The organism is Rubrivirga sp., assembly GCF_965213695.1.
GTDB lineage: Bacteria > Bacteroidota > Rhodothermia > Rhodothermales > Rubricoccaceae > Rubrivirga.
The window spans coordinates 3360152-3372049 of the sequence record NZ_OZ243912.1; the positions used below are offsets into that span (position 1 = coordinate 3360152).

Here is an 11898-nt window from a genome sequence, read left to right on the forward strand (position 1 = left end):
TCCGCGCTCTCGCCGCGAAGCGGCGCGCTCCCGCCACAGACGGACTCTTCCCGCTCAACCGTTCGCCGCCTCCTCCATTCGCGCCTCGCGGTCGGCCAGCGCCAAGGCGCGGACGATGGCGTCGAGGTCGCCGTCCAGGACGCCCTGGAGCGCGTGGTTCTTGTCGTCGCCCTCGAGCCGGTGGTCGGTGACGCGGCCCTGGGGCCAGTTGTACGTCCGGATCTTGCCCGAGCGGTCGCCCGAGCCGACCATCTCCTTGCGCGCCGCCGCCCGCTCGTTGTGGACCCGGTCGAGCTCGAGCTGGTACAGCCGGCTGCGGAGCACCCGGAACGCCTTCTCCTTGTTCTTGATCTGGCTCTTCTCGTCCTGGATCGAGACCACCAGCCCCGTCGGCTCGTGCGTGAGCCGCACCGCCGAGTCGGTCGTGTTCACCGACTGGCCGCCGGGCCCCGACGACCGGTACACGTCGACGCGGACGTCCTGGGCCCGGATCTCGACGTCGACCTCCTCGGCCTCGGGGAGCACGGCGACGGTCGCCGCCGACGTGTGGATCCGGCCCTGGCTCTCGGTCTGGGGCACCCGCTGGACGCGGTGGACGCCCGACTCGTACTTCATCCGGCCGAACACGTCCTTCCCCTTGAGCGCGAACGTGATGTCGCGGAACCCGCCGGCCGTCCCCTCCGACGTGTCCATGACTTCGACGGCCCACCCCTTGCCCGCGGCGTACTTCTGGTAGAGGTCGAACAGGTCGCCCGCGAACAGGGCCGCCTCGTCGCCGCCGGTCCCCGACCGGATCTCGACGATGGCGTCGCGCGCGTCCTCGGGGTCCTTCGGGACCAGCTCTTCCTCCAGATCCTTCTCGGCCCGGGCGAGTTGGGCCTCGACCTCCTCCAGCTCGAGCTCGGCGAGCTCCGCCATCTCGCCCTGCTCGTCGGCCACCATCTCACGGAGCCCGGCGGCCTCTTGGTCCAGCTCGCGCCAGCGCTTGGCCGCGGCGACGGCCGGCTCCAGGCCCGACATCTCGCGGCCAAGCGACGCCAGCTGCGCCGGGTCGCTGGCGACGTCGGGCTGGGACATCGCGGTCAGCACCTCCTGGTAGCGGGCGAGGAGCGCGTCGAGGGCGTCTTGGTTGATCATCGGGGCAACTGCGGAGGGCCCGGAATCTACCGCCGGCCGACGTGGTCACTGACCTTCGGAGCGGTCGGGCGCCAACCGCGTCGTCGATGCGCGGACGGCGGCGAGGACGGGCTCTGTGCCGGCCAGATCGAGTCGGTAGAGGTCTGTCTCCCCCGCGTGCTCGACCTCAACGACGTAGACACCTGGCAACTCAGGCCCGAGGCGAAGGGGGACAGTGGCCGCAGCCGGGATGATCGCTGTACAAACCGCAGTTCGGTCGTCAACTCCGAGCCCCTCGACGACGACCCGGCGGGTCGCCGCCTCACTCTCAAAGGACGTTGTGAGGGGTCGCTCGCACCCCATGTCCTCAACGGCCACCAGCCGGAGGGCGAGGTCCGCGACGGAGGTTTCGGGTGCGAGCGAGACCTCGATGACGCCCATGTACTCTTGGACGTCGGCGGTGTCGCAGCCGGCGACAACGACCAACAAGAAGAGGCAGGCGAGGGAGAGCGGACGCATGGCAACGTGGGGAAACGGCAGAGGAGTGGGGCCAAGTGGCCCGGTCACGGACCCCCTGTTCCCCTTCCGGTCGCTGCGCTCCCAGGTCGGGGAGCTGTCCCCCTTGAAGGGGGACAGTCCGTCCGCCCGTTGAGCGGAGCGAAGGGCGGACGGACGGGGGGTCCGACCAGGCAAGAACCGTGGCCTTAGCAAACGCGGTGTGCGGGTTTATGCGGTGAGGAACCGGCTGGCCGGTCGCGGCCTCCCTGTGGTCGACCGAGATCACAGACCAGCCGAGGCCAGCCATGTCCCTCACCGACCTCATCATACGCGCCTTCTGCCTCGTCGACGACGCGCTCGCCGACATCGTCGCCGCACACGGGCCGCTCCGGCGACGAGGCCCTCAGCCCACGCTCGCCGACAGCGAAGTGCTCACCATCGAGGTCGTCGGCGCCCTGCTCGAAATCGATACCGACATCGGCCTCTACCGCCACTTCCGACGACGCCACGCCGATCTCTTCCCAGCACTTGCCCGCGTCCACCGCACCACCTTCGCCCGGCAAGCGGCGGCGCTGTGGGCCGTCAAGGCCGAGCTCTGGCAGCACCTCGTCGCGCTCACCCGCCGCGACGCACGGCTCTCGATCGTCGACAGCTTCCCGGTCCCGGTCTGCCGCTTCGCCCGCGCCACCTTCTGCCAGCGGTTCGCGGACGTGGCCGCCTACGGCCGCGACGAGGTCGCGCGCCAGACGTTCTACGGGCTCCGCGCCCACGTCCGGGTCGAGTGGCCGGGCGTGGTGGTCGCCTCCGACCTCGCACCGGGCAACGTCCACGACCTCTCGATGGTCGACGAGGTGAGCACCGAGGCCCGGGGCACCCTCTTGGGCGACCGAGCCTACTGGAGCCCGAGGACCCGCGAGCGTCTGGCAGAGCGGGGGCTGGCACTCTTGGCGCCCTACCAGTCGAAACGCCGCGATCCGGCGCCCTGGCCGTGGTGGCTGACGCAGATCCGCCGACGGACCGAGACGGTGTCCGGCCAGTTCGTGGAGCGGCTGAACGCCAAGCGGGTGTGGGCGCGAGACCGATGGCACCTGACGAGCCGGTGGTACCGGAAGCTGTGCGCGCGCACGCTGGGCGTGGTGCTCTGTCAGGCCGAAGGCCTTCCGCCGCTTCGCTTCTCAGCGCTTGTCGCCGACTGACAACCCGCACACCGCGTTAGCTACGCCGTCCCTCCCCCGTCATCAAGTCCACGAAGGCGCCGCTACTCGACCGTCACGCTCTTGGCGAGGTTGCGCGGCTGGTCCACGTTGCACCCGCGCATGACGGCGATGTGGTAGCTCAACAACTGCAACGGGACGACCGTCAAGAGCGGCTCGAAGGCGTCGAGCGTCTTGGGCACCTCGACCACGTACTCGGCCAGGTCGCCGAGCCCGTCGTTGCCCTCGTCCGTGATCGCGATGACCGTCCCGCCCCGGGCCACGACCTCCTCGACGTTCGAGACCACCTTGTCGTAGGTCGCGTCGCGCGTGGCGATAAAGACGACGGGCATGAACCGGTCGATGAGCGCGATCGGCCCGTGCTTCATCTCGGCCGCCGGGTAGCCCTCGGCGTGGATGTAGCTGATCTCCTTCAGCTTGAGCGCGCCCTCGAGCGCGACCGGGAAGTTGACGCCTCGGCCGAGGTAGAGGAAGTTCGAAGCGTAGCGGTAGTCCCGCGCCATCCGCTGGATCAGGTCGTCGTCGTCCAAGACGGTCTGGATCTGGCCGGGGATCTTGGCGAGCGCGTCGGTGTGGGTCTGGAGGTCGGCGTCGGTCAGCACGCCGCGCTCGTGGCCGAGCACCAGCGCGATCTGGGCGAGCACGGCGACCTGGGCCGTGAACGCCTTCGTGCTCGCGACCCCGATCTCGGGGCCGGCGTGGAGGTAGACGCCGGCGTCGGTCTCGCGCGCGATCGTCGAGCCGACGGCGTTGACGAGCCCGATGGCGAGGACGCCCGCCTGCTGCGCCTGGCGGACCGCCGCGAGCGTGTCGGCCGTCTCGCCCGACTGCGAGATCACGATGACCACGTCGCGCTCGGGGTCCAAGACCGGGTTCCGGTAGCGGAACTCGCTCGCGTACTCGACCTCGACGTTGACGCGGGCCAGCCGCTCGATGAGGTACTCGCCGACGAGCCCGGCGTGCCACGACGTCCCGCACGCGCAGATCACGATCCGCTCGGCCGCCGTCAGCTGGGGCAGCACGTCGTCGAGCCCGCCCAGCTTGATCCGGCCCTCGCCCGGGCGGACCCGGCCGCGCATCGCGTTCGCGACGGACTCGGGCTGCTCCATGATCTCCTTGAGCATGAAGTGCTCGTAGCCGCCCTTCGCGATCTCCTCGAGGTCCCAGTCGAGCTGGTGGACCTCCTTGGCGACCGGCGCCCCGTCGATCTGGAACACCTCGTAGCCGTCGGCGCGGACGAGCGCCATCTCGCCGTCGGCGAGGTAGACGACGTTCTTGGTGAACTCGATAAAGGGGCTCGCGTCGCTCCCCACGAAGTGCTCGCCCTCGCCGACGCCCAGCAGCAGCGGGCTCCCGTTGCGGGCGACGACCATCAGGTCCGGCTCGTCCCGGCTCACGGCCACGATCCCGTAGGCGCCCTCGACGCGCGTCAGCGCCTGGCGGACGGCCTCGGCAAAGCTCAGCCCGGCCTCTTTCTGGACGTCCTCGATAAACCGCGCCAGCACCTCGGTGTCGGTCTCGCTCTCGAACGTGTAGCCCTTCTCGACCAGCCGCTTCTTGATCGAGGCGTAGTTCTCGATGATCCCGTTGTGGACGATGGCGAACCGGCCGTCGGTCGACGTGTGCGGGTGCGAGTTCACGTCGCACGGGGCCCCGTGCGTGGCCCACCGCGTGTGGCCCATCCCGACGTGGCCCTCGACGGGCTGGGCCTCCAGGAGCTTGGCCAGCTCGTCGACCTTCCCCTCTTTCTTGCGGACGTCGAGCGACCCGTTGACGACGGCGACCCCGGCCGAGTCGTACCCGCGGTACTCCAACCGGCGCAGGCCGTTGACGATCAGGGGGCTCGCGTCTCGCGGGCCGATGTATCCGACGATGCCGCACATAGAATGTCAGGGGGGTGGGGTCAGGAAGAGAGCCGAGTCGGCGTACGTCGCAAGGGCCGGGCCGTTCTCGCTCGCGCCGGTTCTGCGCCACAAGCGGACCGCCCGCGTACCGTCTGGCGCGGACTGGACCTGGCGAAGTGTCCAGCCGAGCGGACGGGCCGGGCTGGGTAGCCTCAGGGGGCGGCGGGGATGGAAGGGGCGGAGGGGACTCTCACTCTCCCCCCTCTCCGACCCTTCTCGTCTCAGCGCGCCGGACACCCCCGGTCTCCGCATTAGGCCAGCGCCGGCTCGCCATCGGGCAGCGTCCGCCCGACGACCTCGGCCACGCGCCGGGCCCGGTCCATCAGGTCGGCGAAGGCGTCGAGGTAGAGCGACTGGGGCCCGTCGCTGAGCGCCTCGGGCGGGTTCGGGTGGGCCTCGATCATCAGCCCGTCGGCCCCGCAGGCGACCGCGGCGACGGCCATCGGCGCCACCTTGTCCCGGATGCCGACGCCGTGGCTCGGGTCGACGATGATCGGCAGGTGGCTGAGCTGCTTGACGACGGGCACCGCGCTGAGGTCGAGCGTGTTGCGGGTCGCCGTCTCGAACGTCCGGATGCCGCGCTCGCACAGGATCACGTCCGGGTTGCCCTCGGCGAGCACGTACTCGGCCGACATCAGCCACTCTTCGATGGTGGCCGACATCCCGCGCTTGAGCAAGACCGGGATCCCCGACCGGCCGGCCTCTTTGAGGAGCGAGAAGTTCTGCATGTTGCGCGCCCCGATCTGGAGCACGTCCGCGTACTTCCCGACGACCTCGAGCTGGGTCTCGGTCATCACCTCGGTCACGACTTTGAGGTCGTGACGGTCGGCGGCGTCGCGCATGATCCGCAGGCCCTCCTCGCCCAACCCCTGGAACGAGTACGGGCTCGACCGGGGCTTGAACGCGCCGCCGCGCAGGATCCGGGCGCCCGCCGCCGCGACGGCCTCCGCCGACGCCTCGATCTGGGCCTCGCTCTCGACCGAGCACGGCCCGGCCATCACCACCAGCTCGCGCCCGCCGACCGCCAGCCCGTCCACGTCGACGACGGTGTTGGTCGGGTGGCCCGCGCGCGCGGCGAACGTGTACGGGCTCGTGACCCGGACCACGTCGCGGACGTCCGCCAGCACCTTGATGTGGCGGACGTCGAAGTCGGCCGGGACGCCGGTCGCGCCCAGGACCACGGGCTCGGCCCCGGTCCGGTGGACGCCGAAGCCGAACGCTTCGAGCGCGCCCACGAGCGCCTCGACGTCGGCGTCGGACGCGGCGTGTTCGGGGATGACGACGAGGCCGGCCATGGGCGTAGGTTTCAGTGGGGAGTGAAACGTACGAGGCGCCGGCCCGCCGGTTCGGGCTTCACGCCGAGTCCGCCGGGCGGGGCTACCGGGCGGCGTTCCGCGTCGTGATGAGCACGACCCCGTTCGCCCCGCGCGGCCCGTACGCCGACGTCTCGCTGGCGCTCTTGAGCACCCGGATGTCGACGATGTCGGCCCGGCGGATCCCGACGAGCCCGCCGCCCATGCTCGCGTCGCGGCGCGTGCCGTCGACGATGTAGAGCGGCTCCTGGTTCGCCATGAACGACGTGTCGCCGCGGACGCGGACCTCGACGCCGTCGGCCGTCTCGCGGACCTCGACGCCGGGGAACCGCCGAAGCTCGGCCTCGACCGGGCCCGTCTCGACGTCGGCCCCGCGGTCGGGGTCGGACGCGCGGGTGGCCGAGCCCGGCCCGCAGGCGGCGAGCCCGAGGGCGCAGAGCAGGAGCGGGAGGGCGCGGGTCATGGCGAGGGCGGAGTGCGGGTTCCGTCGAACCTACGGCTTCGACGTCGGTCGCCGGCGAGCTACGCGCCCGTCGTCCCGAGATCAGAGCTGGTCGGCGACGATCTCCCGAGCCCACACGACGACCGCTCGCGCTCGTTCGACGGACGCGGTCCACTCGTCCTCGTCGAGCTCCCCAAAGTCCGCGGGGTACCGCGTGAGAACGGCGTACGCCGTCAACGACGATGCAGCCAGAAGCCCTTCCGGCAGGGTGCCGACGGACTCGGACACGAGACCGAAGAGGCTCGCGATGTTGTGGGTCTTCGGCGGCACCACGTCATGGGCGATGAGGACCATCTTGATCGCCTTCTCGGCGGCCTGCTGCGCGTGGAAGCACAGGTGCTCCAGCAGCACGCCCGACGGCGGAGCCGTCTCGGCAATCTGGAGGTCGCTCTCGACGTGGCGCAACCAGTCCCGGACGACGACGGAGTCAGGCGTGGGTCGCGGCGGTGTAGACCTCGCGGCCGTGGACGAGCGCCTCGCGGTAGATGTAGCCGATGCTCTCGCCGAAGCGGTCGAGCTGGGCCGGCGTCGCCACGACGTAGTCGACCGCGACGCCGACGTTTCGGATCCGCTCGTGGAGTTGGCGCATGACGGCGCGCGGGGCGTTCCCGTCTGGCACCACGACCAGGAGGTCGACGTCGCTGTTGGGCCCGGCCGTCCCGAGTGCGCGGCTCCCGAACAGGACGATGCGGAGCGGGTCGATCTCCTCGACCACGCGGCCGACCACGCGGGCCACGTCGGGGTCGAGCGGGAGCGTCGGAGGCGTCATCGGAAAAAAGGGCGGGACGGCAACGTACGGACCGGCCGCTCGGTCACACCCGGTAGCGGTCGAGTGTGAAGCTCTCGCCGAGGTACCGCCGCCGGACCTCCTCGTTGGCCGCCAGCTCCTCGCCCGTCCCCTCGACGAAGATCTTCCCGTCGTACAGGAGGTACGCCCGATCCGTGATCGCCAGCGTCTCGTGGACGTTGTGGTCCGTGATGAGCACGCCGATCCCGCGCTCGCGGAGCTGGGCCACGATCCGCATGATGTCCTCGACGGCGATCGGGTCGACGCCGGCGAACGGCTCGTCCAACAGGATGAACCGGGGCCGCGTCGCGAGCGCCCGGGCGATCTCGGTCCGCCGCCGCTCGCCGCCCGAGAGCTGGTGGCCCTTCGACCGGCGGACTGTCTGGAGCCCGAACTCGACGACGAGCTCGTCGACGCGGGCCTCCTTTTCGTCGCGCGGCATCGTCTGGAAGTCGAGGACGGCGCGGAGGTTGTCCTCGACCGTCATCGCCCCGAACACGGACGCCTCCTGGGCGAGGTACCCGATGCCAAGGCGGGCGCGGCGGTACATCGGCGTCCGCGTGATCCGCTTCTCGGGCCCGCCGGGCTCGCCCAAGAACACGTCGCCGGCGTCGGGCCGGATCATCCCGACGACCATGTGGAACGTCGTCGTCTTGCCGGCCCCGTTCGGCCCGAGCAGCCCGACGCACGTCCCCTCGGCCACCTCGATCGACACGTCGTCGACGACGGTCCGGCGGCGGTAGCGCTTGACCAGGCCCTCGGCGCGGAGCACGAGCGGTGGCTCGGCCGGGCTGGGCGTGGGGGGGCGTTCGGAGGGCATCAGGGGGAACGACGGGGGCCGCAAGATCGGGACGGAACGAGCGCTTAAAAGCTGTTTGGTACGGGGAGACCAGGTCCCCTCTCCACCCCCTGGGGGGAGAGGGCTAGGGTGAGGGAGGCGGTCGGGACGAGCACGAGGCTGCACGAAGCGCCTTCAGACCCTCACCCTGTCCCTCTCCCAGAGGGAGAGGGGACGTCACGAGCGGCACGGAGCCACTACCAAACAGCCTTTTACTCGCCGGTCGCCTCGGGAGCGTCCTCCGGGAGCGGGGGCGGGTCGCCGTCGTCCGGCGGCGGCAGGCCGAGGGCCGGCCCGTACTGGTCGAGCCACCCGACCTCCCAGCCGTCGCCCAGGAGCGCGGCCCGTGTCGGCGCATCGGGAGTGTAGGCGAAGCCGGGCAGGCGCGGATCGTCCGGGACGACGGTGGCGCCATACGTCGTGCCCTGGATGCCGCGGTAGCCCGCGAGCTCGCGGAGCTCGCCGTCCTCAAAGCGGAACGCGAGCGTGTCGGCCGAGAGCTCCTCGGCCCCGGCGAGCAGGCCGTCGGGCGAGGCCCGGTAGTAGACGACCTGGGCGTTCGGCCCGACGCCCAGCGTGCGCAGGTCGTCGTCGTCGAAGAGGCCGAGCATCCGGCCGCCCGCGATCTGCTGGAGCCGACCGAGTGTCGAGTCGAGGCGGGCGGCGAAGGCGCGGCCGAGCACCCGGAGCGAGTCGACGGCCCCGCCCCGGACGCTCGCGAACAGGCTGTCGCCGGTGAGCTGGGACCCGTCCGCCCAGACCGACGGGCGGCGGGCGCCGAACAGCCCGAGCCGGTCGAGGTCGACGCGGAGCGAGTCGCCGGGCTGGCGGACGAACCGGGCCGAGTCGGCGACGGCGGCCAGCCGCCGCTCCCACACGCGGGCGCCGCCGCCCATCACGATCACCGTCGACGTGTCGGCACCGACGACGAGCCGGGCGGCGTCGATTCGGGGCGCCCGCGCCAGCGTCGAGTCGACGCGGCCGGTCGAGTCGGCGCGCAACGTGAGCAAGAGCGGGTCGCGGCCGGGCTCGCCCCGGGCCGAGGCCGTCTCCGCCTGACCGTCGAACAGCAGCGTCTCGCCGAACAGCAGCGTCCGCCGCGAGGAGTCGGCCGGGGCGTCCGCCGCCCGCTCGACCGCGCCGTCGTCGCCGACCCGCTGGAGGACGACGCGGCCGTAGGCCCGGGCCCGCTCGGTCCGCCGGAAGTAGACGACCGAGTCGGCGTCGAGCGCGGCGTCGGGGCGGCGGAGCCGGACGTCGCCGGCGAAGTCGGCCCGGCGGACGTCGGCGTCGTAGGTCCCGCGCGCGGCCGTGAGCACGCCCGACGAGTCTTCGAGCGTGACCGGGCCGGCGAACTCGGCCACGCGCCGGGCCGACGAGTACGTCCCCTCGGCCGACGTCAGGACGGCCCCGCGGTGCAGGATCCGGCCGCCGCCCGTGAACGCGGCGATCTCGGCGCGGCTGTCGTAGGTCGCCGTCGGCGCGAGCACGACCGACTCGCCGTCACCGAGGCGGACGGCGCCGCTGGCGACGGCCGTCTTGGTGTTCGAGTCGTAGGTGACGGCCGCCGCCGTCAGCGTGTCCCGGCCGGACAAGATGCGGACGGCCCCGTCCATCACGACCTCGCCCCGGCTCTCGTAATACACGGCCCGGTCCGACCGGAGAAACGTCGTGTCCTGCCGCAAGCGGACGTCGCCGACGAGTCGCCGCACGACGCCGGCCGTGTCGGTCGTGACCTCGACGTAGTCGGCGTTCAGGATCTCGACGCGCCGGACTTGGGCCTCGGGGGCAAGAGGGAAGAGGCAAGAGGCGAGAGACAGGATGCGGAGCAACAGCCCGAACCGCCCCGTGCCCCGCCCCCCATGCCCCATGCCCGCGAGCGCAGCGAGCCCGGTCACTCCCGCACCTCGATCTGGCCCGTGGCCCGGCGGAACGAGTAGCGCGAGAGGTCGGCCGAGGCCGAGAGGCCCACGCCGCGGACCCGCTCGCCCGGGCCGTCGAACGCGAACGCGCCCGGCGCCGTGAACCGGCCCGCCGACTCGCTCCAGACGACGCGCTCGGCCTCCAGCGTCCGCCCGCCCGAGGCGGCCACCCGGACGCGGCCGGTCGCCTGGTAGCGGCCACCGGCCCCGGTCACGGTCTGGGCGCGGACCGTCGCCTGGGCCCGCCCCGACAGCTCGACCGTGGCCCCGCCCGACGCCGTGAACGACCCGCCCGGCGCGATGGACACCCGGGCCGCGCGGACGCGGGCGCCGCCGCCGCCCAGCACCTCGGCCCGCACGTCGCCCCGGGCGTCGACGCGCTCGCCCTCGACCGTCAGCCGGGCCGCGTTGACGACGGCGCCGTCCTCGCCGGCCACGGTCGCCCGGGCGTCGCCCTCGGCCTCGACCCGGCCGCCCTCGTCGAACAGGCGGACCTCCCGGGCGCGGACCGACCCGCTCGGAGCCCCGGCAGCGTCGAACAGGCGGATCGAGACGGGCGCGCCAGTCGCGTCGCCCGGCGGCGGGCCGAGGTAGACGAACGCCGTGTCGCGGTCGTAGCGAGCGAGGTAGGGCGCGTCGATCTCGAGCTGGGGCCGGCCGTCGGCGCTGGTGCGGAGGCGGGCGTTCCAGCTCTCGCTGTCGGGCAGGTCCTCGACGGCCACGCCCGGCGGCAGCCCCTCGACGGCGCGGCGCGTGCACCCGGAGGCGACGGCGACGAGCAAGAGGACGAGCGGGAGGCGGGCGTGACACACGGGGGGCGGAAGCTAGCGCGGGGTCTCGGCGGCGCGGACGAGCAGACCCGGGGCGGGGACGGGTGGACGCCGACGGGGGTCAGGTTCCGAGCACCGGAGCAGAGGGGAGCCGGTCTCTTCTTCCGGGTGCAGGGGCGCGCACGGAAAACGTTTCCGCCGGCGGCGCCCGGCCGGGTCCTCGGGCTCGCGGAAACGGCGGCCGTTTTGTGACGCACGCATGAAACGCTGTCGAGGACTCGACGGCCCTGGAGTGACGGAGAGGTGAGAGCCCGACCCGACACTGCCACACCTAACGAGAGGAGAGCCGACGGCCGAAGGACACGGGCGCAAGCCGAGGTCAGACGGACGAGGACACGGGCGGGCTCTGGAGGGTCGAAATGCCCGGCCGGGTTACGGAATGAGCCGGGCGTACACCGCGTGACGGCCGGTCCTAGGCGGCCGGGGGAGGCGGGGAACGCCCAGTGCCTTTGGTTTCGCGCGGCGTCTCGCCCGCGTGACAGGGACGGCGGCCCGATGGGAGCGGTGGTATGATATCTGTCCGCGGGACGGAGGCCGCCCCGACCGGCCTCCTGCGACCCACCCCCGCCTCCCCGGCGCCCCCATGAGCTTCACCTTTCAGAAAGCGTCTCCCACCGCCGCTGTCGTCCGCATCGGCAAGGCGCTCGACTTCCGCAACGCCGCCGAGTTCAAGGCGGCCTGCCAGGAGCACGCCCGCCAGGGCGTCCGCTACTACGTCCTCGACTTCTCGGGGACCGGGATCCTGGACTCGACCGGGCTCGGCGTGATCTTCTCGCTGTACCGGCAGCTCACGCCGGCCGGCGGCCAGGTCGTGTTCGCGTCGGTCAGCCGGCCCGTCCAGGTCGTCGTCCAGCTCACGCGGACCTACAAGGTCTTCCGCCAGTTCCCGACGGTCGAGGCCGCGCTCCAGGCCCACACGACGTCGGCGCCGCAGGCCCAGATCCCGCAGCGCCCGACCGGCGCCGCGTAACCCG

12 protein-coding genes are annotated in these 11898 nt (G+C 72.2%); 2 read left to right on the forward strand and 10 right to left on the reverse strand.

Annotated elements, in window-relative coordinates; translation table 11 throughout:
- Positions 1-54: 54 nt before the first annotated feature.
- Positions 55-1137, reverse strand: a complete 1083-nt coding sequence (gene prfA / locus ACOOHE_RS14940; protein ID WP_420454882.1) for a peptide chain release factor 1 — start codon at positions 1135-1137, stop codon at positions 55-57.
- Between the two features lie 45 nt (positions 1138-1182).
- On the reverse strand, positions 1183-1635 hold the full coding sequence (locus ACOOHE_RS14945) for a hypothetical protein (RefSeq protein WP_420454883.1): 453 nt from the start codon (positions 1633-1635) through the stop codon (positions 1183-1185).
- A 284-nt stretch (positions 1636-1919) separates the two neighbouring features.
- On the opposite strand from ACOOHE_RS14945, the gene ACOOHE_RS14950 reads away from it, so the two are divergent.
- Positions 1920-2810, forward strand: coding sequence for an IS982 family transposase (locus ACOOHE_RS14950; RefSeq protein ID WP_420454884.1), 891 nt, complete (start codon positions 1920-1922; stop codon positions 2808-2810).
- Positions 2811-2872: 62 nt separating this feature from the next.
- Here the strand turns inward: ACOOHE_RS14950 and glmS are convergent, their stop codons facing one another.
- From glmS to ACOOHE_RS14990, 8 genes are all read right to left on the reverse strand, one after another.
- Positions 2873-4711: a glutamine--fructose-6-phosphate transaminase (isomerizing) gene (gene glmS / locus ACOOHE_RS14955; protein WP_420454885.1), complete on the reverse strand. Its 1839-nt coding sequence runs from the start codon at positions 4709-4711 to the stop codon at positions 2873-2875.
- A gap of 272 nt (positions 4712-4983) precedes the next feature.
- Positions 4984-6027, reverse strand: a complete 1044-nt coding sequence (gene aroF / locus ACOOHE_RS14960; protein WP_420454886.1) for a 3-deoxy-7-phosphoheptulonate synthase — start codon at positions 6025-6027, stop codon at positions 4984-4986.
- A gap of 82 nt (positions 6028-6109) precedes the next feature.
- Positions 6110-6508 carry a hypothetical protein gene (locus tag ACOOHE_RS14965; protein ID WP_420454887.1) on the reverse strand — a complete coding sequence of 133 codons (399 nt, stop codon included), beginning with the start codon at positions 6506-6508 and terminating at the stop codon, positions 6110-6112.
- An 81-nt stretch (positions 6509-6589) separates the two neighbouring features.
- Complete coding sequence (locus ACOOHE_RS14970; RefSeq protein ID WP_420454888.1) at positions 6590-6952, reverse strand: HEPN domain-containing protein; 363 nt, start codon at positions 6950-6952, stop codon at positions 6590-6592.
- A gap of 22 nt (positions 6953-6974) precedes the next feature.
- Positions 6975-7316 (reverse strand): nucleotidyltransferase domain-containing protein, encoded by a 342-nt coding sequence (locus ACOOHE_RS14975; RefSeq protein ID WP_420454889.1) that lies wholly within the window; start codon positions 7314-7316, stop codon positions 6975-6977.
- A 43-nt stretch (positions 7317-7359) separates the two neighbouring features.
- A complete protein-coding gene (gene lptB, locus ACOOHE_RS14980; protein ID WP_420454890.1) occupies positions 7360-8154 on the reverse strand; it encodes an LPS export ABC transporter ATP-binding protein in 795 nt (264 codons plus the stop codon).
- 230 nt (positions 8155-8384) lie between these two features.
- Complete coding sequence (locus ACOOHE_RS14985; RefSeq protein WP_420454891.1) at positions 8385-10070, reverse strand: OstA-like protein; 1686 nt, start codon at positions 10068-10070, stop codon at positions 8385-8387.
- Positions 10067-10906 (reverse strand): hypothetical protein, encoded by an 840-nt coding sequence (locus tag ACOOHE_RS14990; protein ID WP_420454892.1) that lies wholly within the window; start codon positions 10904-10906, stop codon positions 10067-10069. The genes ACOOHE_RS14985 and ACOOHE_RS14990 overlap by 4 nt, the downstream gene beginning before the upstream one ends.
- A 601-nt stretch (positions 10907-11507) precedes the next feature.
- Between ACOOHE_RS14990 and ACOOHE_RS14995 the strand changes: the two genes are divergently transcribed.
- Positions 11508-11894: an STAS domain-containing protein gene (locus tag ACOOHE_RS14995; protein WP_420454893.1), complete on the forward strand. Its 387-nt coding sequence runs from the start codon at positions 11508-11510 to the stop codon at positions 11892-11894.
- Positions 11895-11898 lie beyond the last annotated feature (4 nt).